At 70.1% G+C, this 20,314-nt stretch carries 16 protein-coding genes; 13 read left to right on the top strand and 3 right to left on the bottom strand.

Annotated elements, in window-relative coordinates; all coding sequences use genetic code 11:
• Window positions 1–2 precede the first annotated feature (2 nt).
• From HL658_RS00915 to HL658_RS00855, 13 genes are all read left to right on the top strand, one after another.
• Entirely contained in the window at window positions 3–3,881 is a 3,879-nt protein-coding gene (locus HL658_RS00915) for a PAS domain S-box protein (RefSeq protein WP_180280018.1), read from the top strand.
• Window positions 3,878–4,990: a response regulator gene (locus HL658_RS00910; RefSeq protein WP_180280017.1), complete on the top strand. Its 1,113-nt coding sequence runs from the start codon at window positions 3,878–3,880 to the stop codon at window positions 4,988–4,990. Before HL658_RS00915 ends, HL658_RS00910 begins: the two co-directional genes overlap by 4 nt.
• 71 nt (window positions 4,991–5,061) lie before the next feature.
• Entirely contained in the window at window positions 5,062–6,321 is a 1,260-nt protein-coding gene (locus tag HL658_RS00905) for a GTP cyclohydrolase II (protein WP_180280016.1), read from the top strand.
• Window positions 6,318–7,523 carry a URC4/urg3 family protein gene (locus HL658_RS00900; protein WP_180280015.1) on the top strand — a complete coding sequence of 402 codons (1,206 nt, stop codon included), beginning with the start codon at window positions 6,318–6,320 and terminating at the stop codon, window positions 7,521–7,523. Before HL658_RS00905 ends, HL658_RS00900 begins: the two co-directional genes overlap by 4 nt.
• Window positions 7,524–7,555: 32 nt before the next feature.
• Window positions 7,556–8,191 (top strand): uracil phosphoribosyltransferase, encoded by a 636-nt coding sequence (gene upp, locus HL658_RS00895; RefSeq protein WP_180280014.1) that lies wholly within the window; start codon window positions 7,556–7,558, stop codon window positions 8,189–8,191.
• Window positions 8,192–8,340: 149 nt separating this feature from the next.
• Window positions 8,341–9,351, top strand: coding sequence for a BMP family protein (locus tag HL658_RS00890; protein WP_343054975.1), 1,011 nt, complete (start codon window positions 8,341–8,343; stop codon window positions 9,349–9,351).
• A 134-nt stretch (window positions 9,352–9,485) separates the two neighbouring features.
• On the top strand, window positions 9,486–11,048 hold the full coding sequence (locus tag HL658_RS00885; protein WP_180280013.1) for an ABC transporter ATP-binding protein: 1,563 nt from the start codon (window positions 9,486–9,488) through the stop codon (window positions 11,046–11,048).
• A complete protein-coding gene (locus tag HL658_RS00880) occupies window positions 11,038–12,087 on the top strand; it encodes an ABC transporter permease (protein WP_180280012.1) in 1,050 nt (349 codons plus the stop codon). The genes HL658_RS00885 and HL658_RS00880 overlap by 11 nt, the downstream gene beginning before the upstream one ends.
• A gap of 3 nt (window positions 12,088–12,090) precedes the next feature.
• Window positions 12,091–13,005, top strand: a complete 915-nt coding sequence (locus tag HL658_RS00875; RefSeq protein ID WP_180280011.1) for an ABC transporter permease — start codon at window positions 12,091–12,093, stop codon at window positions 13,003–13,005.
• Complete coding sequence (locus HL658_RS00870; RefSeq protein ID WP_180280010.1) at window positions 13,005–14,285, top strand: amidohydrolase family protein; 1,281 nt, start codon at window positions 13,005–13,007, stop codon at window positions 14,283–14,285. The genes HL658_RS00875 and HL658_RS00870 overlap by 1 nt, the downstream gene beginning before the upstream one ends.
• A gap of 114 nt (window positions 14,286–14,399) precedes the next feature.
• Window positions 14,400–14,714 carry a YgaP family membrane protein gene (locus HL658_RS00865; RefSeq protein WP_180280009.1) on the top strand — a complete coding sequence of 105 codons (315 nt, stop codon included), beginning with the start codon at window positions 14,400–14,402 and terminating at the stop codon, window positions 14,712–14,714.
• Between the two features lie 190 nt (window positions 14,715–14,904).
• Window positions 14,905–15,444, top strand: coding sequence for a hypothetical protein (locus tag HL658_RS00860; protein WP_180280008.1), 540 nt, complete (start codon window positions 14,905–14,907; stop codon window positions 15,442–15,444).
• 97 nt (window positions 15,445–15,541) lie between these two features.
• Complete coding sequence (locus tag HL658_RS00855) at window positions 15,542–15,730, top strand: hypothetical protein (protein ID WP_180280007.1); 189 nt, start codon at window positions 15,542–15,544, stop codon at window positions 15,728–15,730.
• Between the two features lie 24 nt (window positions 15,731–15,754).
• Here the strand turns inward: HL658_RS00855 and HL658_RS00850 are convergent, their stop codons facing one another.
• From HL658_RS00850 to HL658_RS00840, 3 genes are all read right to left on the bottom strand, one after another.
• A complete protein-coding gene (locus HL658_RS00850; RefSeq protein WP_343054974.1) occupies window positions 15,755–16,363 on the bottom strand; it encodes a LuxR C-terminal-related transcriptional regulator in 609 nt (202 codons plus the stop codon).
• 240 nt (window positions 16,364–16,603) lie between these two features.
• Entirely contained in the window at window positions 16,604–19,588 is a 2,985-nt protein-coding gene (locus HL658_RS00845; protein WP_180280005.1) for a glycosyltransferase family 9 protein, read from the bottom strand.
• A 227-nt stretch (window positions 19,589–19,815) separates the two neighbouring features.
• Window positions 19,816–20,229: a bacteriohemerythrin gene (locus HL658_RS00840; protein ID WP_180280004.1), complete on the bottom strand. Its 414-nt coding sequence runs from the start codon at window positions 20,227–20,229 to the stop codon at window positions 19,816–19,818.
• Window positions 20,230–20,314 lie beyond the last annotated feature (85 nt).

Genomic DNA, 20,314 nt, shown 5'->3' with positions numbered 1-20,314 from the left:
GCATGCACAGGCTTCTGCAAAGCCAGCTCAAGCGGGTGGCTGGCCTGCGCACGCCCGAGGAGCTGGCGGGCGTGCTGGACGTGGTGAAGACGCTCGCGGCCCGCGACGGGGTGAGCCCGGAGGCCGCGCGCTTCCTGGCGGAAGCCGGCACGCTGCTGGGCCGCATCGACCAGAGCTACGAGCAGCACGACCGCGACCTCAGCCTGCGCGCCCGCAGCCTGCAGATCAGCTCTCAGGAGCTGGCCGACGCGAACGAGCGGCTGCGACGCGACGCGGCGGTGCAGACCGAGGCCATCGGCCGGCTGCGCGCAACGGCCAACAGCCTACTGCGCGCCGACGGCCTGCCGGAGATGGGCGACGACGCGACCGGGCTGGACGAGCTGTCGCAGGTTATGGAAACGCTGGTCCGCGACCGGGCGGCGGCACAGCGCGAGCTGGAGCGGCAGAAATTCGCGCTGGACCAGCACGCCATCGTCAGCATCACCGATGTTTCCGGGCGGATCATCTACGCCAACGACAAGTTCTGCCAGATCAGCGGCTTCGACCGCGACGAACTGATCGGGCGCGACCACCGCATCGTCAACTCCGGCCTGCACCCGTCCGGCTTCTTCGAGGAGATGTGGCACACCATCATGGGCGGCCAGGTCTGGCACGGGGAGATCTGCAACCGCGCCAAGGACGGGTCGAACTATTGGGTCGCCGCCACGATCGTGCCGCTGCTCGACGGCAACGGCAACATCGTCCAGTACATCGCCATCCGCACCGACATCACGCTGCAGAAGCTGATGGAGGAGAAGCTGACGGAAAGCCGCCGCTTCCTCCAGAGCATCACCGACGCCATGGGCGAGGGGGTCTTCTCGCTGGATCGCGACGGCCACTGCACCTTCATGAACCCGGAGGCCGAGCGTCTGCTGGGCTGGTCGCTGGCCGACATGCGCGGCATCAGCTTCCACGACGCTGTGCATTTCGAGACCGTCAGCGGCGAGCGCGTCGCCCAGGCCGATTGCGAGGTGCTGAAGACGCTGCGCCGGGGCGAGATCCACCGCTCCGAATCCGATCATTTCGTGCGGCGCGACGGCACGCTGTTCCCCATCTCCATCGTCTCGGTGCCGCTGCGCGAGAACGGGCGGATCACCGGCTCGGTCGGGGTGTTCCAGGACATCACCGAGCGCAAGCGCATCCTGCACGCCCTTCAGGAGAGCGAAGAGCGGCTGCAGATCGCCCTCGACGCCTCCACCACCGGCCTGTGGGACTGGAACCCGAAGACCGACCGCGCCTTCTTCTCCGACCACTGGCTGGGCATGCTGGGCTACCGGCAGGGGGAGATCCCCCAGTGCGGCAAGACCTGGCTGGCCCTGCTGCACCCGGACGACCGCGGCTTCGTGCAGGCGGCGCTCGACGACCACATCGCCGGGCGCACCCCCGTCTACGAGATCGAGTTCCGCATGCGCCACAAGTCCGGCGGCTGGACCTGGGTGCTCGCGGCCGGCAAGGTGATGGCGCGCGACGAGGACGGACTGCCCGTGCGCATCGCCGGCATCCACAAGGACATCAGCGACCGCAAGCAGGCGGAGGTGGAACTGGCCCGCGCCAAGGAGGAGGCCGACCGCGCCAACCGCCTGAAGAGCGATTTCCTCGCCAACATGAGCCACGAGATCCGCACGCCGATGAACGCGGTGATCGGGCTCAGCCATCTGGCGCTCCAGACCGAGCTGTCGCCGCGCCAGCATGATTACCTGACCAAGATCCAGGCGGCGTCGCGCAACCTGCTGGGCATCATCAACGACATCCTGGACTTCTCCAAGATCGAAGCCGGCAAGCTGTCGGTGGAGCGCATCCCCTTCCACATCGCTGACGTCCTCCAGGAGGTCAGCGCGGTGGTGCAGCCGAAGGTGCGCGAGAAGGGGCTGGAGCTGGTGGTGGATCTCGCCGCCCATGTGCCGGCCACCATGATCGGCGACCCGCTGCGCATCGGACAGGTGCTGCTGAACCTCGTCTCGAACGCGGTGAAGTTCACCGAGCAGGGGGAGGTGATGGTGCGCGTCTCCGGCATGCCGGCGGAGGGGGAGGAGCGCGCCTTCCAGCTGTCCGTCTATGTCCGCGACACCGGCATCGGCATGTCGGAGGAACAGGTCGCCAACCTTTTCCGGCCCTTCACCCAGGCCGACAGCTCCATGACCCGGCGGTTCGGCGGCACCGGTCTGGGGCTGGCGATCTCGCGCCAGCTGGTGGAACTGATGGGCGGGAACATCGGCGTGGACAGCACCGTGGGCGCCGGCAGCACCTTCCACTTCGCCATCCCCTGCCCGGTCGTCGAGCACGACGCCCTGCCCGGCCAGCTTCCGGTCGACCTTCAGGAACGCCGCGCGCTGGTGGTGGACGACAGCGACGCCGTGCGATCGATCATCACCGACATGCTCGAACGCTTCGGGCTTTCGGTGGAATCGGTGCCCGGCGGCTGGCCGGCGCTGGCCCGGCTGGAGGCCGCACGCGCCGGAACCTCGGCCCCCATCGACCTGATGGTGCTGGACTGGCGCATGCCCGACCTGGACGGCGTGGAGACGCTGCGCCGCCTGCGCGCCGTGGAGATGGGGCACGAACCGCGGGTGATCATGACCACCGCCTACGGCCAGGACGGCGTTCAGCAGGCGCTGGGGCCGGAACCGGTCGCCGCGATCCTGGAAAAGCCGGTCACCCCGTCCACCATGCTCGACGCCATCATGGTGGCGCTGGGCCGCAACGCCCCTGCGTCCCCGGTGCCACCGCGCCGGCGCACCGACGACGAGCCGGCGGTGGACATGTCGGCCCTGGTCGGGCGGCGCGTGCTCCTGGTCGAGGACAACCCGATCAACCAGCAGGTCGCCTGCGGGCTGCTGGAGCTGGTCGGCGTTGCCGCCATGGTCGCCGGCAGCGGCGAGGACGCCTTGCAGATGCTGCGCGAGCGCAGTTTCGACGCGGTGCTGATGGACATCCAGATGCCGGGGCTCGACGGCTACCAGACGACCGGGGTGGTGCGCGGCGAGCTGGGTCTGGCCGACCTGCCGATCATCGCCATGACCGCGCACGCCATGACGGGCGATCGGGAGCGCTGTCTGGAGGCCGGCATGAACGACCATGTCGCCAAGCCCATCGACCCGCATGAGCTGCACGCGGCGCTGACCCGCTGGCTGGCGCCGCGGCGGTCGCTGGGTGCGCGCAGCGCCACCCCCACCGCCGGCGGCGGCAAGGGGCGCTGCGCCCCCGCACCGGCCGGGCACGCCGAGCCGCCACCCTTCCCCACCGAGCTGCCCGGCATCGACCTCGCCGCGGCGGACCGGGCGGTGAACGGGAATCGCACGCTGCTGCGGCGCATCCTGGTGGATTTCGCCTCCCATCATGGCGACGACGCCACGCTGCTCGCCACTGCCGTCGAGGAGGGGCAATGGCCCGATGCCAACCGCATCGCGCACACGTTGAAGGGCACCGCCGCCACCATCGGCGCGCACGAGGTGTCGATGCTGGCGGGGGTGGCGGAGCAGGCCGCCGCGGGCGGCAACCCACTGCCGCTCGATCTGATGCCGCGGCTGGCCGCGGCCCTGGCGATCGTGGTGGACGGGCTGTCGGTGCTTGCGGCCGAGCCCGCCGCATCCCCGCTGCCGCCGTCGGTGGACACCGCGGCCGCACTCGCCAGGCTGGAGGAGCTCGCGTCCCTGCTCGACGCAGCCGACCCCATGGCCGGCGACCTGGCGGAGGAGCTGGCCGACCTGCTGGATGGCACGCCCGCCGCCGCCCCGGCCGCGGCGTTGGCGCGCTACGCCGCCGCCTTCGACTTCAACGACGCGGAGACCGCGCTCGGCACCGTCGCGGCGGCGGTCCACGCGATGAGGGAGGCGCGCTCATGACCGGTACGGCCGCGGAGAAGCCGCGCATCCTCATCGTCGATGACGAGCCGATCAACCTGAAGATCCTGGCCGACCTGCTGCGCGACCGCTACGCCCTGCAGGTGGCCAAGGACGGGCCGCAGACGCTGGCCCGGATGGCCGGCACTCCCATGCCCGACCTCGTGCTGCTCGATGTGATGATGCCGGGCATGGACGGGATGGAGGTGTGCCGCCGCCTGAAGGCGGACGAACGCACGCGCGACGTGCCCATCATCTTCATCACCGCCATGGGCCAGCCGGTGGACGAGACGCGCGGCTTCGAGGCGGGGGCGGTGGACTACATCACCAAGCCCATCTCGCCGCCGGTGGTGGAGGCGCGCGTGCGCACCCATGTGGCGTTGCGCGACGCCCGGCGCCGGTTGAGCGACCAGAACCGCGAACTGGAGCGCCGCGTCGCCGAGCGCACCCGCGAGCTGGTGCAGGCCCAGGACGTGGCGATCCGCGCGCTGGCCTCCCTGGCCGAGACCCGCGACAACGAGACCGGCAACCACATCCGCCGCACCCAGCATTATGTCCGCGCGCTCGCTCTGAAGCTGCGGGAGGACGCCCGCTTCGCCGGTGCCCTGGACGACGCCACCGTGGACATGCTGTTCAAATCCGCCCCGCTGCACGACATCGGCAAGGTCGGCATTCCCGACTCCATCCTGCTGAAGCCCGGGAAGCTGACCGACGACGAATTCACGGTGATGCGCACCCACGCGGCCATGGGCCACGACGCGCTGGTCGCCGCGGAGAAGGAGCTGGAGATCCCCGAAAGCTCCTTCCTGCGGCTGGCCCGCGAAATCGCCGTCGGCCACCACGAGCGCTGGGACGGCACCGGCTATCCCCGCGGCCTGAGCGGCGACCGCATCCCGCTGTCGGCCCGCCTGATGGCGGTCGCCGACGTGTACGACGCCCTGATCAGCCAGCGCTGCTACAAGCCACCCTTCCCGCACGGCGAGGCCGTCGCCATCATCGTCAAGGGCCGCGGCACCCACTTCGACCCCGACGTGGTCGACGCCTTCACCGCCATCGCCGACGACTTCGCCACCATCGCACAGGAGTTCCGGGACAAGGAGGCGGAGGCGTAACGTCCATCCCCCTTGCGCACGCCCGAAACTGTGTCACCATGACCACTTGACGGCCTTGGCAAGGGACGGACATGGAACACCGGCGCAACCAGCCGCCACGCCACATCGTTCTCACCTCGCACCCCGGGGGGTCCCGGCCACGGCATCCGCCGGTGAAATGGGGGGCGGCGACGGCCGGGGAGCGCGGGCCGGTCATTGCCTCGCTTTCCGATATCGGGCATCGCAACGCCATCGGGGCGCACGCCGGCAGCTACGCGGTGTACCGGGCGCTCGCGGTGGCCGCCGGACAGCTCAGCGCCTACCACGTGCCGGACCTGACCAACACCGCCCCCGCACAGGCCATCGGCCCGCACCCGCAGTGGTTCGATGCGGACAAGATCGTCTCCATGGACCCCTTCGGGCATGTCGTGTCCGAGGTGTTCGCGGAGCATCTGGAGCGCGGCATGGACGTGCGCCCGACCATCGCGGTCACCAAGGCGCGCATCAAGATGCCGGAGCTGGTGGACGCCATGCGCGCCGGCCGGCTGAAGGCCGACGGGAATGTCCTGCTGGAGAGCGGCGACGCTCGGGTCACCAAGGTCGCCATCGAGCCGGTGTGGTACCTGCCCGGCATCGCCAAGCGCTTTGGCATCACCGAGCACGAGCTGCGCCGCGGCCTGTTCGAGCACACCGGCGGCATGTTCCCGGAGCTGGTGACCCGCCACGACCTCAAGGTCTTCCTGCCCCCGATCAACGGGCAGACGGTGTATCTGCTGGGCGATCCGGCGGCGCTGACCGATCCCGACCGCAAGGTCGCCTGCCGGGTGCATGACGAGTGCAACGGCTCCGACGTCTTCGGCTCCGACATCTGTACGTGCCGTCCGTACCTGACGCACGGCGTCGAGGAATGCATCCGCACGGCGCAGGACAACGGCGTCGGGCTGGTCATCTACAACCGCAAGGAAGGTCGGGCGCTGGGCGAGGTGACCAAGTTCCTGGTCTACAACGCGCGCAAGCGGCAGCCCGGCGGCGACCGGGCCGACTCGTACTTCGAGCGGACGGAGTGCGTGGCCGGCGTCCAGGATATGCGCTTCCAGGAGCTGATGCCCGACGTGTTCCACTGGCTGGGCGTCACCCGCATCGACCGCATGGTGTCGATGAGCAACATGAAGTCCGACGCCATCCGCCGCGCCGGGGTCGAGATCGTCGAGCAGATCCCCATCCCCGACGAGCTGATCCCCGACGACGCCAAGGTGGAGATGGACGCCAAGAAGGCCGCCGGCTACTTCACCCCGGTCGTGCCGACGGCGGAGGAGCTGGGCGTCGCCAAGGGGCGGGGGTTGACCGATTGACCACCGATCGCGCCGAGGACGTGGCCTGGCTGCTGACCGCGGACGCGGTGCGGCGGCGGGCGCACGACCTGCTTGAGGAGGCGGAGGCCGGGCGGCTGACCCATTTCGCCGTCGATCCCGACAAGCTGGACGAGGCGGCGGCGCTGGTGGCTGAGGTGACCCGCGCCGCCTACCCGGATCTGGATGTGCCGTATCACAGCCGCTGGCGGCATTTCGTGGTCGGAGCGAACGACCGCTGGGCGGCTCTGTCCGCCACGCTGGGTGCCGATGCGGACGAACGGGCGCGCGTACGCTTCGACCTCGCCGTCACCAGTGTGCTTCTGGACGCGGGCGCCGGGGAACGCTGGCGTTACCGGGATGCGGGCGGCGCGGTGCTGGCGCGGTCGGAGGGACTGGCCATCGCCAGCTTCGACCTGTTCCGCAGCGGCGCCTTCTCGTCCGATCCCGGCAGCCCCTTGCGGGCCGACGCCGCGGCACTGGCGCGCTTCACCGCCGACGACCTCGCCCGCGGTTTCCAGGTGACGGCCGACAACCCGCTGGTCGGGCTGGACGGGCGCGCCGGGTTGCTGCGCCGGCTGGGCGGGGCGCTGGAGGCGTCGCCGGCGCTGTTCGGGTCGCCCGGCCGCATCGGCGGGCTGTACGACGCGCTGAAGGGCGAGGCGGTGGATGGCGCGCTCCCGGCCGAGGCCATCCTGGGCGCGGTGCTGCGCGGGCTGGGCTCGATCTGGCCCGGACGCATTACGCTGGACGGTGTCAATCTGGGCGACGCGTGGCGGCATCCGGCGGCCGGCATCCTGCCGTTCCACAAGCTGTCGCAGTGGCTCAGCTACTCGCTGGTGGAGCCGCTGGAGGAGGCGGGGATCGCGGTCACCGGGCTCGACCGGCTGACCGGCCTGCCGGAATACCGCAACGGCGGGCTGCTGATCGACACCGGCGTCCTGGTGCCCAGGCACGACGGCATCCTCGACGGCACGCTGGAGGTTGGGAACGAGGCCGTGGTCGAATGGCGGGCGCTGACGGTGGCGCTGCTCGACCGGCTGGCCGAGCGCGTGCGCGCACGGCTGGGCGTACGGCCGGAGGATTTCCCGCTCGCCAAGGTGCTCCAGGGTGGAAGCTGGTCGGCCGGCCGCGCCATCGCCCGGCAGCGGCGCGCGGACGGTGGCCCCCCCATCCGCATTCTCAGCGACGGCACCGTTTTCTAGCTCCCTTTCCTCCTGCCCCGAACGACCCGCCCATGCCGATCCCCACCCTGACCGTCGTCGATCACCCGCTCGTCCAGCACAAGCTGACCCTGCTGCGCAAGAAGGACACCCCCACCGGCCGTTTCCGGGAGGTGATGCGCGAGCTGTCCACGCTGATGGCGTACGAGCTGACGCGCGACCTGCCGCTGGAAAGCTTCTCGGTGGAGACGCCGATGGCGCGCTTCGACGCGCCGATCCTGTCGGGCAAGAAGCTGTGCATCGTGTCGATCATGCGCGCGGGCCAGGGCATCCTCGACGGCTTCATCACACTGCTGCCGTCCGCCCGCGTCGGCCATGTCGGCCTGTACCGCGAGCAGGAGACGCTGACCCCCGTCGAGTATTACTTCAAGGTGCCGGAGGACATCGAGGAGCGGCTGGTGCTGCTGATCGACCCCATGCTGGCGACCGGCCGGTCGGCGGTTGCCGCCGTCCATCGGCTGAAGGAGGCCGGGGCCGCCAGCATCAAGCTGGCGGTGCTGGTCGCCGCACCGGAAGGGCTGCGCACCTTCCACGACTCGCACCCCGACGTGCCGGTGTACGCCGCCGCGGTCGACGAGCGGCTGGACGAGCAGGGCTACATCCTGCCGGGCCTCGGCGACGCCGGTGACCGCCTGTACGGCACACGCTGACGGGCCTGCACGACTTTTCGGCATCTTCGGTCCCGTGCGCGGTTGCGGCGCATCACGGGGGCGCTTGGCATTCGCCTTGCAGTTCTGCGAAACTCCCGACGGCTTAGACCGAACGGGCGAAGCCGGCCGGAACAAGGAGGACTGGGATCATGATGGGTTGGGGTGCGTGGGGGAAAGTGGCGCGGCGTACGGTGCTGGGCGGGGCCGCGGCGCTCGCCGTCGGCATGGCGCTGCCGGCCATGGCGCAGACGAAGCTGAAGGTCGCCGGCATCTACACCGTTCCCATCGAGCAGCAGTGGGTCAGCCGCATCCATCTGGCGCTCAAGGCCGCCGAATCGCGGGGCGAGGTGGAGTATGTGTGGGCGGAGTCGGTCGCCAACACCGACTATGAGCGCGTCATGCGCCAGTACGCCGAGGGCGGCCAGCAGCTCATCGTCGGCGAGGTGTTCGGGGTGGAGCGCGCCGCGCGCGCGGTCGCCAAGGATTACCCGAAGACCGCCTTCCTGATGGGCTCCAGCTTCCCGGCCCAGGCACCGAACTTCTCGGTCTTCGACAACTTCATCCAGGAGCCGGCCTACCTCACCGGCATGATCGCGGGCGCCATGACCAAGTCGAACGTGATCGGCATGGTCGGCGGCTACCCGATCCCGGAGGTCAACCGGCTGATGAACGCCTTCATGGAGGGCGCCAAGGAGATCAACCCCAAGGTGAAGTTCATGGTGAGCTTCATCGGCTCCTGGTTCGACCCGCCCAAGGCCAAGGAAGCCGCCTTCGCCATGATCGACCGCGGCGCCGACGTGATGTACGCCGAGCGTTTCGGCGTCTCCGACGCCGCCAAGGAGCGCAAGGTGCTGGCGATCGGCAACGTCATCAACACGCAGCCGCAGTACCCGGACACCGTGGTCGCCAGCGCCCTCTGGCACATGGAGCCGAGCATCGACCGCGCCATCGCCCAGGTGAAGGCCGGGAGCTTCAAGGCCGAGGATTACGGCCCCTACAGCATGATGAAGGTCGGCGGCTCCAGCCTCGCCCCGCTCGGCACCTTCGAGGGCAAGGTGCCCGCCGACGTGATGGGCAAGGTGAAGCAGCGCGAGCAGGACCTGCGCGACGGCAAGGTGACCGTGAAGGTCAACGACGGCGAGCCGAAGTCGACGATGTAAGGTTCCGGCACCCGGCCCCCACCCACCCCTCCCCCGCTGGACGGGGAAGGGCTTTCCTCTCCCTCCCCCGTCGCAAGATGGGGGAGGGTCTGGGTGGGGGCACCACGCGTACACTTCCCCCCACGAAAGCCCCCATGCCCCCCACCCCACCCGGCCAGCCGGTCCTGCGCCTTGCCGGCATCACCAAGCGTTTCGGCCCGCTCGTCGCCAACGACGCGGTGTCGCTGGAGCTGCACGCCGGCGAGATGCTGGCGTTGCTCGGCGAGAACGGTGCCGGCAAGACGACGCTGATGAACATCCTGTTCGGCCATTACGTGGCCGACGAGGGCACGGTGGAGGCGTTCGGCAAGCCGTTGCCGCCGGGATCGCCACGGGCGGCGTTGGACGCCGGCATCGGCATGGTCCACCAGCACTTCACGCTGGCCGACAATCTGTCGGTGCTCGACAATGTGATGGTGGGGACGGAGCCGCTGTTCCGCCTGTGGTCCGACCGCGGGGCGGCGAAGCGGCGGCTCCTCGACCTGTCCGAGCGGTTCGGGCTGGCCGTACGCCCCGACGCGACGGTGGCGTCCCTGTCGGTGGGCGAGCGGCAACGGGTGGAGATCCTGAAGGCGCTCTACCGCAACACCCGCATCCTGATCCTGGACGAGCCGACGGCGGTGCTGACCCCGCAGGAGGCGGCCGGCCTGTTCGAGACGCTGCGACGGCTGACCGCGGACGGGCTGGCGGTGGTCTTCATCAGCCACAAGATGAACGAGGTGTTCGCGGCCAGCGACCGTGTGGCGGTGCTGCGCGGCGGCCGGCTGGTGGCGACGCGCCGGACCGCCGCATCGACGCCGGAGGAGCTGGCCGAACTGATGGTCGGCCGCAGCGTGAAGCCCCCGACCCCCGCCGCCATGGAACCGGGGGAGCCGGTGCTGGCCCTGACCCGCGTCACCGTCGCCTCCGGTCACGGCCGGCCGCTGCTGGACGCCGCGTCGCTCACCGTGCGCCGGCATCAGGTGGTCGGCATCGCCGGGGTGTCCGGCAACGGTCAATCGGCGCTGGCCGATCTGGTCAGCGGCCTGATCCACCCCGACGACGGGCGGCTGACCCTGTGCGGGGCGGAGGTCGGGCGGGCCGACCCGGCGGACATGATCCGCCGCGGCGTCGCCCGCATCCCGGAGGACCGGCACGCCACGGGCCTCGTCGGCGCCATGAGCGTGTGGGAGAACCTGATCGCCGAGCGGCACCGCGATCCTGCCTTCTCCCGCTTCGGCGTCCTGCGCCGCAGGGCCGCGCGGGCGCACGCCGAGACGGTGATCCGCGAGTTCGACGTGCGCTGCCCGGGTCCGGACGCGCGCACGCAGCTCCTGTCCGGCGGCAACATGCAGAAGCTGATCCTCGGCCGTACGCTGGCGCACGGGCCGCAGCTCATCCTCGCCAGCCAGCCGACGCGCGGGCTGGATGTGGGCGCCGTCTCATACGTCCACGGGCGGCTGCTGGAGGCGCGGGCGCAGGGCGCCGGCGTGCTGCTGATTTCCGAGGATCTGGACGAGATCCTGGCGGTGTCGGACTGCATCGCCGTCATGTATCACGGCCGCATCACGCCCCTTCTGCCGCACGACCGCGTCGGCGTCGGCCAGCTCGGCCTGCTGATGGCCGGGCATTGGGACATACTGCCCGACATTATTGGAGAGTCCGCCCATGCGTCTTGAAGCGCGCCCGCATGTGCCGCTGGCGCTGAGCCTGCTGGCGCCGGCTGGAGCCGTGGCGGCGGCGCTGCTGCTGTGCGCCCTTCTGGTCGCCTGGAGCGGCGCCTCCGTGCCGCGCGCGTACGCCCTGATGGCGGAGGGGGCGCTGGGATCCCGCTTCGCGCTGACGGAGACGCTGACGCGGGCGACACCTCTGATCCTGACCGGGCTCGCCGCCGCCGTCGCCTTCCGCGCCAAGCTGTGGAACATCGGGGCGGAGGGGCAGCTCTACATGGGCGCGCTGGTCGCCGTGGTGCTGGGCGGCGGGCTGTTCGACCTGCCATCCTGGCTGCTGCTGCCGCTGGTGCTGATCGCCGGAGCGGCGGCCGGCGGCGCCACCCTCCTCGGCCCCGCGGTGCTGAAGGTGCGCTTCGGGGTGGACGAGGTGGTCACCACGCTTCTTCTGAACTTCATCGTGCTGCTGTTCGTCTCCATGCTGCTGGAAGGCGCCTTGAAGGACCCGATGGGGATGGGCTGGCCGCAGTCGGCCCCCGTGATCGAGGCGGCGGAGCTGCCCAAGCTGGTGGAGCGCACGCGGCTGCACGCCGGCCTGCTCCTGGCGCTGGGGCTGGCGGCGCTGCTGTGGTTCGTGGACACGCGCACGGTCTGGGGTTACGAGAACCGCGCCGTCGGCGCCAACCCGCGCGCCGCCCAGTTCGCCGGCATGCCGGTGACGCGCATCATGCTGCGCACCGCGCTCGTCTCCGGCGGGCTGGCGGGGCTGGCGGGGGCGGCGGAGGTGACGGGGCTGAAGGGCTATCTGACGCTCGACCTGTCGCCGGGCTTTGGCTACAGCGGCATCGTTGTCGCCATGCTGGCGCAGCTCCACCCCATCGGGGTCGTCGGTGCCGCGGTCTTCATCGCCGCCGTCTTCGTGGGTGCGGACGCCATGAGCCGGGCGACCGCCGTGCCCAACTACATCGCCGATGTGCTGGTCGCGCTGTCGCTGCTGTGCATGATGGTGGCGGGCCTGCTGGCGCGCTACCGGCTGCGGCGGGGCTGAGCCATGGCGGAGATCCTCGACATCCTCGTGTCCGCCGCCTTCTGGACGGCCGTGCTGCGCATCGCCAGCCCCTACATCCTCGGCACGCTGGGCGAGCTGGTGTGCGAGCGCGCGGGCGTGCTCAACCTGGGCATCGAGGGGATCATGGTGCTGGGCGCCATGACCGGCTGGATGACCGTGTACCAGGGCGGCGGGTTGTGGGTCGGCGTGTTGGCGGCCTGCACGGCGGGCGCCCTGCTGGGATTGCTCCACGCATTGCTGACGGTGCCGCTCGGCCTGTCGCAGCATGTGGCGGGGATCGGCGTGACGCTGCTGGGATCCAGCCTGTCCTACTTCACCTATCGCCTCGTCCTGCCACAGGCCAGCACGCCGCCGACCATCGAGCCGTTCCAGCCGCTTCCCCTGCCCGGCCTTCTGGCGCAGACGCCGCTGACCTATCTGGCGGTGGCGCTGGTCGGTTTGGTGGCGTATGTGCTCTACCGTACGCCCCTGGGGCTGGCCGTGCGTACGGTGGGGGAGAACCCGGCGGCGGTGGAGGCGCAGGGGCTGAGCGTCACCGGGTTGCGCATCGGCGCGGTGGTGGCGGGCAGCGCGCTGATGGGGCTGGCCGGCGCCTTCCTGACGCTGTCGGCCTTCAACGCCTTCTTCTTCAACATGATCAACGGGCGCGGCTGGATCTGCATCGCGCTGGTGGTGTTCGCGTCCTGGCGGCCGGGCAAGGCGTTGCTGGGCGCGGTGCTGTTCGCCGCCTTCGACGCCTTCCAGCTCCGCCTGCAGCAGGTTGCCGGCGGCGCCCTGCCCTACCAGCTCTTCCTGATGCTGCCGTATCTATTGAGCATCGCGGCGCTGGTGCTCATGTCCCGCCGGGCGGCCTACCCCCGCGCCCTGATGATCCCCTACCGCAAGGGAGAGCGGTGATGTTCGACCTGATCCTGCGCCGGGCCAACCTGCCCGACGGCCGCACCGCCATCGACATCGCCGTCAAGGACGGCCGGATCGCGGCGCTGGGCGTCGCGCTGGAGGGCGAAGCGGGCGAGGAGATCGACGCCACCGGGCGGCTGGTCACCCCGCCCTTCGTGGACGCGCATTTCCACATGGACTCGACCCTCACCTACGGCATCCCGCGGGTGAACCGCAGCGGCACGCTGCTGGAGGGCATCGCGCTGTGGGGCGAGCTGAAGCCGCAGCTCGTACAGGACGCCATCGTCGAGCGGGCGTTGGCCTATTGCGACTGGGCGGTGGCGCGCGGGCTGTTGGCGATCCGCAGCCATGTCGACATCTGCGACCCGCGGCTGCTGGCGGTGGAGGCGCTGCTGGAGGTGAAGCGGCGCGTCGCCCCCTACCTCGACCTGCAACTCGTCGCCTTCCCGCAAGACGGGGTTCTCCGCTCCCCCGGCGCGCTGGAGCAGCTGACGCGCGCGTTGGACCTGGGCGTGGACGTGGTGGGCGGGATACCGCATTTCGAGCGGACCATGGCCGATGGCGCGGAGTCCGTGCGCATCCTCTGCGAGCTGGGAGCCGAGCGGGGGCTACTGGTGGACATGCATTGCGACGAGAGCGACGACCCGCTGTCACGCCATGTGGAGTCGCTGGCGTACCAGACGCAGCGGTTGGGGCTGCACGGGCGGGTCACCGGCTCGCACCTCACCTCCATGCACAGCATGGACAACTACTACGTCTCCAAACTGATCCCGCTGATGGCGGAGGCGCGGCTGGGGGTGATCGCCAACCCGCTGATCAACATCACGCTCCAGGGCCGCCACGACACCTACCCCAAGCGCCGCGGCATGACCCGCGTGCCGGAGCTGATGGCCGCCGGGCTGACCGTCGCCTTCGGCCACGACTGCGTGATGGACCCCTGGTACCCCTTGGGGTCCGGCGACATGCTGGAGGTGGCGCACATGGGGCTGCATGTGGCGCAGATGACGGGCTACGACGCCATGGCCGCGACCTTCCGCGCGGTGACGGAGAACCCGGCCCGCCTGCTGCATCTGGACGGCTACGGGCTGGAGCCGGGCTGCCACGCGGATCTGGTGATGCTCCAGGCGCCCGACCCGGTGGAGGCCATCCGCACCCGCGCCGCCCGCCTCGCCGTGCTGCGCCGCGGCCGGGTGATCAGCCGGACGGAACCGGTCGAAGCGCACCTGTCGCTCGACGGACGGCCCGCCACTGTGGACTTCCTGCGCCGGCCGGGCTGACCCCCACCGCTCCTGATCCCGCCCCTCCGGTCCATCGGTAGCGTCGGAGGAACCGGCCGCGGCGGGGTGGCGTTGATCCGGTATCGAAACGCGTTCGTTACCGGAGAGACCACGATGAGCATCGAACACACCCTGCACGACACCTACGACCGCGTCTTCGGCGGCGAGGCGAACCTCGGCACCGTGGAGCGGGTGGTCTCCACCGGCTTCGGCTTGGCGCTGGCCGCGGCCGGCGTCAACCGGGGGGCCAGCTGGTCCGGCGCGCTGATGGGGCTGGCCGGGGCCGCCCTGATCACCCGCGGCATGACCGGCCATTGCGCCCTCAAGGCAAGCCTGGAGGACGGCCAGCACGAACACCGGTCGATCGCCGACCGGCCCGACACCGGCAGCCACGCCGACACCACGCCCGTGACCGCACCCACCCTGTAACGCGCCGGGCACGGCCCTTGCGTGCCTCACCCGGCGGGGTAAGGGCCGGAGCCCGTCACGGTTTCCATATGGATGGGAACCACCCCTTTCAGAGTAATGCCACAAGCATCGGGGACCCTATCGCACGTTCGGCGCGTTTCTGTCATCGAAATACAATCCAACAGCGCGTGACGGCAAAGGAAACCCGATCATGGATTTCGGACTTCTGGCGATACCGGCGATGGCCTTTGCGGGTCTGTTCGGATACTCGGTCATGGCGGGCCCCGAAATCATCGTGGAACCGATCCGCGTACCGCATGCTGTGGAAACCCAGGGCTTCACGTCCGAGGTGGTCTCCCGGCGCGTGGTGGACGAGATCGCCACGGCCATCCGCCGGCAGAGCGAAGCGGTGCGCGACATGGAGGTCGAGAAGCATCCGCTGGAGAAGGACATCGACGCGGTCGGTCATCGCTTCGATGTGTCCTGGCTGGTCGGCATGACCCGCTATTCGCTGGGCCTGGTGCCCCATTACTTCACCGGCGAGATGGTGATGGAGGGCAACGAGGTCGAATTGCGGCTGCGCGCCTTCCTGGCCGACCATCAACGCGCCCTGATCGTCACCCGGGGTCCCGTGCACAATCTCGGTCCGATGATTCAGGAGGCCGGGCGCGAAGCCGCCCGTCGCATGGACCCGGCAGCCCGCCCGGACGCGCCCGCGGCTGTGGCGAGCACCGACGACGAGGGTGGCTGAGCCTTCCGCTCCAACCCGCCGGTGAACCGGAACTCCGCCGGTGATCCCCCTGTTTTCGGGGCTCGATGGAACGGGATGACCAGGAAGGAAATTCATCATGTCCAAGCCGATGCCGCCGGTTCCACCGGCCGGGCGCAGCGACAAGGGGCCGAATTCGGCCAAGCATCAAACCCCGGCGGATGACACCCCGCAGGGCCGGAGCGCCCCGGAAAACCTCGGCGAGCAGGATCGCCAGGGAAACATCAAGCAGAACACCACACACCAGGGTCACCAGCAGGACCGCTGAACTCCTGCCGGGCCGCGGCCGGCGTCAGTCGGCGCTCACCCCGGCCTGCGCGGCCACGATGGCCAGATGGGTGCGGTTGCGCACCTTCAGCTTCATCATGATGGAGCGCAGGTGCACCTTGATGGTGCCTTCCAGCACGCCGAGGGCGCGTGCGATCTCCTTGTTGGATCGACCCGCCATCAACAGGCGGAGGACATCGCGCTGGCGGCTGGTCAGTTCGCCGAGGATGGCGTACGGTTGAGGATCGCCCACATTGGATGCGGGAATGGCGGGGGCGTAGATGCCTCCGGCCAGCACCAGCGCCAGCGCGTGATCGAGCACATCGGCCTGACTACCCTTCGGAAGATAGCCGCGGGCACCCGCCATGATGCATTGGGACATGGTGTTGGAGTCCGTCTGTCCGGACACCACGATCACCGGTGTTCTTCCCACAGCCTTCATCATCGCGGTAAGGCCGGGCAGGCCGCTGCTGTCCGCAAGGGTGAGGTCGTAGAGCACGGCGGACAGATTGCCGGCCGATCGGGCCACGCGCAGACCTTCAGCCAAGGTTCCCGCCTCATGCACCGCAATATCCGGGCGATTGGCCTTGATCACAAGGGCAAGGCCATGACGGACGAGCGCATGGTCGTCCACGACGAGAATGGCATCCGGATGGGTAGGCGGTTGATTGTGCAACACCTGACTCCTTCGGTTATTGCCGGAAGGTTCAAACGGGGAATTCCCGCTTCCCCGTTGGGGGCATTGCGATGGGTACGGGACCGGCACGCAATCAACACACGAAACGGCGGAAGTGCGCCATGCGCATCCCCCGCCTTGCACTTCAGGGTGTGTCCACGCGTGCCAAACCCGCCCCCTGTGGGCGTGCGCGCACGGTCATGTGTCGCCGGTGACCGGCGGCGCCAGGGCACCACCCTGCCGTAGTTCCGCCGAGGCGGCGACACTTCCCGACAGAAGACTTCGCCGCCGCAGCACCGCACCCGGAAGCGCCGCGGTGTCCGCCCCCGCGCCGGGCACCGGGCGGCCGTCGCGGAACACCTCGAACTCCGGCGCGCGCGTTGCCGCGGCGACGGCGACCGCCAGATGCGCGGACGGCCAGTCCTGCCCCGGTTCAAGCGGCGCCACCAACTCTCCCCACGCCGCCGCGGGGGCAGCGCGGGACGCCGGGTCCTTCCCCGGCTCCACGATCACGGTGCGGATGGGAAGAGCCCGCCGACGGACGGGATCGCGCCCATCGCTCCAGCCGGCGTCGGCCGGACCGCCCACCCCCAGGATCTCGATGTTCGGGTAACTCTGGCGCTCCACCACCGGAAGAACGGCATCCAGCGTCGCGGCGAGGCTTCGCCCGCTGTCCGCGCGGGCGAGAACCGTCACCAGCGGCAAGGCATAGCCTTCCGTCGCCAGCGCCTTCCAACCGGCACGGCGACGGCGGGCATCCAGCGGCACCAGCCGGCCGTCGGCGGGCCGCCCCGTCCCGATCATCGAAAGGACCGCGGCCTCCACCTCGTCCACCGTCAGGCCGCGCATGCAATAATGCGGGCCGCAGCGGTCGAGCTGGCAGGGGGCGCAGGGGACGATCCGGCGCAGCGCGATGGCCGGCCCTGGCCCCAGCGGGTGCGGTCCCCACAGCTTGTCGTTTTCCGGCCCCAGGAGGGCCACCAGCGGCGTGCCGCGGGACCGGCCGAGATGCATGACGCCGGTGTCGTTGCTGAGCAACGCCGCGGACCGGTCGAGCACCGCCACCAGCCCCAGCAGGTCCGTCGCCCCGGCGGCGTCGCGCACGCGGCCCCGCAGCCCGTCCGGAATGCCGGCGAGGATGGTGCCGGTCAGCTCCTTCTCGCCGCCACCACCGGTCAGGACGACGGTCAGGTCGTCCATGCGGGTGAGCAGGCGCGTGGCGACCTCCGCCAATCGCTCCAGAGGCCAGCGGCGGCTGGCGCGCTTGGAGCCGGGATGGATCGTCAGCACCCGCCCGCCGACGGGCAGGTCGAGCGCGCTCCCGATCACGGCGGCGCGCTCGGCGATGACAGGCTCGGGCAGCGGCAGGACCGGCGCCCTCTGTTCCTCCGTCGCCGGGACGCCGGTGATCGCCTCGACCAGCGCCAGGTTGTTGTCGGCCTCGTGGCGGAAGCCGTCGCGGGTCATCAGGCGACCCTGGAGCTCCTGGTCCGGATAGCCGTCGTAGAGACCGTAGTAACGCGGCGCCCCGGTCTGGTGCCCTTCCGGCAGCGCGTTCGGCTCACCGCCGGCGATCACCAGATCGAAGCCGCGGGCGAACAGTCCGGCCATCCCGCGGAGCTGCGCGGCCCGGCTGCCCTTGTGCTTGAGGAAGTCGATGCCGATGACCTCATCGACGTAGGGATTGCCGTCGAAAAGCGGCGCGCTGGTCATGTCGTGCTGCACGCCCAGCACGATCCGCGCCTCCGGATATCGCCGGCGCAGATGCGCCAGCGCCGGCATCATCACCACGAAGTCGCCGAGAAAGCCGTGGCGGACGACCAGGATGTTGCGCACCGGCGCCGGATCGCCCGACACGGCGCGGGCCGCAAGCCGCGCCGCGTACCACGTCTTGCCCAGCGCTCCGGTGCCGAGCCGCGCCACGCGCTGGACGCGGCCGACATAGGGCTCCCGCGGCAGGCCATGCTCGGAGATGTAGGGCAGCCGGCGGGAGCGCGCGGCCATGCGTCGGGCCGGCACCAGGGCGCGCGCCTCCGGCCGGCCGCGGGCCGCCGCGATCCCGACCGCGCGCTCCAGAAAGGCCTCCAGCCGGTCGACACGGTCGTACCAGTCGTTGGCGGCGGTGGCGGCCAGCCGCTCCCCCCTGCCCTTCGCCGGGTCGGCGATGGCTGCGGTCAGCGCGGCGTCGAAGCCATCGACACCGCTGGCGAGGTCCACATAGTCGCGGGTGCTGCGGATGCCGTCCAGCGGGGTCGCCACCACCGGCTTGCCGGTCGCCAGATACTCGAACAGCTTCAGCGGGTTGCAGGCGTTGGTCAGCTCGCTCTGCACATAGGGCAGCCACCAGACATCCACCGCCTTGGCAAAGTTCGGCAGCACCTCGTAGGGCTGGAAGCCGAGCAGCCGGATGTTCGGTTCCGCCTGCAGCCGCGCCGGATCGATGCCGCGGACGCGACCGGCCATGGCGAAGGTCCAATCGCCGTGGCGGCGCGCCAACTCGATCACGAGATCCTGGTCGATGCGGTCGTCGATCTGCCCGAACAGCCCGACCACCGGCCCGGAGAGGTCCGCCATGGCGGGGTGCACGGCGATGCGGTCGAGGCGGTCGGGATGGTAGTGCTCGGCGTCGGACCCGTTCTCCAGCAAATGGCTTTCCGGGTTGGTCCTGGCGAAGCGCTCGTGCAGGCGTGGGGAGACCGCCAGCACCAGCTCCGCCCGCTCCAGGATGCTGTTCTCCTGATCGCGGATGATGCGGCGCTCCCACTCCGGCGTCTCGCCATAGGCGGTGTATTCGTCGACGGCGTAATAGACCCAGGCCCGGCAGCCCGACCGTTCCATGACGGGAAGCTGCATCGGGTGCAGGCACAGCCCGACCGGAGCTCGGAAGCCGATCTCCCCCAGAACCCGCGGCGCCATGCGGTGGAAGCGCATGCGGTTGAGCCGCCAGCGCAGCCCCGGAACGTGCAGGTAGCTGTAGACCCAGAGGTCGCGCGGGCCGATGCGGCGCAGGCCGGGGACCCCGTATTCGGGCGATCGGGCGAGGCGTTCGGCGTCTTCCGGTTCGGCCGGCATCGGATCGACATAGAGCACCCGATGACCCCGCTCCGCCAGCCGGGTCATCAACTGCTGCTTCGCGGTCCAGCAGATGTTCCAGTTCTGCTGACCGAAGCACACGATGTCCATTCGTCTCGACCCTCCATGTCCCGGCACCGCACGCGGGCCGCCACGGCCCGTGGCAACAACGCGTCCGGAGGGAGGATCGGCCCGTCAGGCATCCGAGGTACCGCAGCGCAACAATCCCACCCGTGGACGGATGGGACGGTGGCACAAGCGGGGGATGAACGGAAACCGCGATTAAGGGGGGCGGGGACCCACAGGTTGTGACCCGGAAGGCAGGGGCCGGACCGGCGTCAGTGCAGGACCATCCCCAGGGGGCGCCCGGTCTCCCCGTTGCGCGCGCGCAGGTGGACGGTCAGGGGCCGGTCCTCCTTCAGCGTGTGCTCCAGGATCAGGATGGCGAGCGCCGGCATCTCGGTTCGGAACGCCGCCCGTCCGCTCTCCGCCACGCGGCTGATCAGCTGGGCGATGCTGTCCATGATTTCCCGGTGCTGGCGCCGATGCCGGGCGGCGTCGGGAAACTTCGACCGCTCCATCTGCGCCTCTTCCGTCGCAAAGGTCCGGCCGATCTGAACCTCCAGCCGCCGCAGATCCTCAAGGGTTCCGGTGTCCACGGGACTGAAGAGACATTTTCGATAAAGCCGTTGCACCATATCGAATATGGTGTCGGGTCCGTCGTCACAGCCCTGAGGCTTCGAGACGATCATGTGTCCTTTTCCCTGATCCTGCGTCGATGACGGTCTTATGCCCTCACCCCCTCTCGTGATGATGCATGCCCGAGTATGGAACGCA

Origin of the sequence: Azospirillum oleiclasticum, assembly GCF_013423485.1 — a bacterium.
GTDB classification, from domain to species: Bacteria; Pseudomonadota; Alphaproteobacteria; order Azospirillales; family Azospirillaceae; genus Azospirillum; species Azospirillum oleiclasticum.
Note: the sequence above shows the minus strand (reverse complement) of the source record. Positions and strands in the feature narration are given on the sequence as shown.

Coding starts and splice junctions, on each gene's coding strand:
- HL658_RS00915 (WP_180280018.1), top strand. CDS start 3: ATGCACAGGCTTCTGCAAAGCCAGCTCAAGCGGGTGGCTGGCCTGCGC.
- HL658_RS00910 (WP_180280017.1), top strand. CDS start 3,878: ATGACCGGTACGGCCGCGGAGAAGCCGCGCATCCTCATCGTCGATGAC.
- HL658_RS00905 (WP_180280016.1), top strand. CDS start 5,062: ATGGAACACCGGCGCAACCAGCCGCCACGCCACATCGTTCTCACCTCG.
- upp (WP_180280014.1), top strand. CDS start 7,556: ATGCCGATCCCCACCCTGACCGTCGTCGATCACCCGCTCGTCCAGCAC.
- HL658_RS00890 (WP_343054975.1), top strand. CDS start 8,341: ATGATGGGTTGGGGTGCGTGGGGGAAAGTGGCGCGGCGTACGGTGCTG.
- HL658_RS00885 (WP_180280013.1), top strand. CDS start 9,486: ATGCCCCCCACCCCACCCGGCCAGCCGGTCCTGCGCCTTGCCGGCATC.
- HL658_RS00880 (WP_180280012.1), top strand. CDS start 11,038: ATGCGTCTTGAAGCGCGCCCGCATGTGCCGCTGGCGCTGAGCCTGCTG.
- HL658_RS00875 (WP_180280011.1), top strand. CDS start 12,091: ATGGCGGAGATCCTCGACATCCTCGTGTCCGCCGCCTTCTGGACGGCC.
- HL658_RS00870 (WP_180280010.1), top strand. CDS start 13,005: ATGTTCGACCTGATCCTGCGCCGGGCCAACCTGCCCGACGGCCGCACC.
- HL658_RS00865 (WP_180280009.1), top strand. CDS start 14,400: ATGAGCATCGAACACACCCTGCACGACACCTACGACCGCGTCTTCGGC.
- HL658_RS00860 (WP_180280008.1), top strand. CDS start 14,905: ATGGATTTCGGACTTCTGGCGATACCGGCGATGGCCTTTGCGGGTCTG.
- HL658_RS00855 (WP_180280007.1), top strand. CDS start 15,542: ATGTCCAAGCCGATGCCGCCGGTTCCACCGGCCGGGCGCAGCGACAAG.
- HL658_RS00845 (WP_180280005.1), bottom strand. CDS start 19,588: ATGGACATCGTGTGCTTCGGTCAGCAGAACTGGAACATCTGCTGGACC.
- HL658_RS00840 (WP_180280004.1), bottom strand. CDS start 20,229: ATGATCGTCTCGAAGCCTCAGGGCTGTGACGACGGACCCGACACCATA.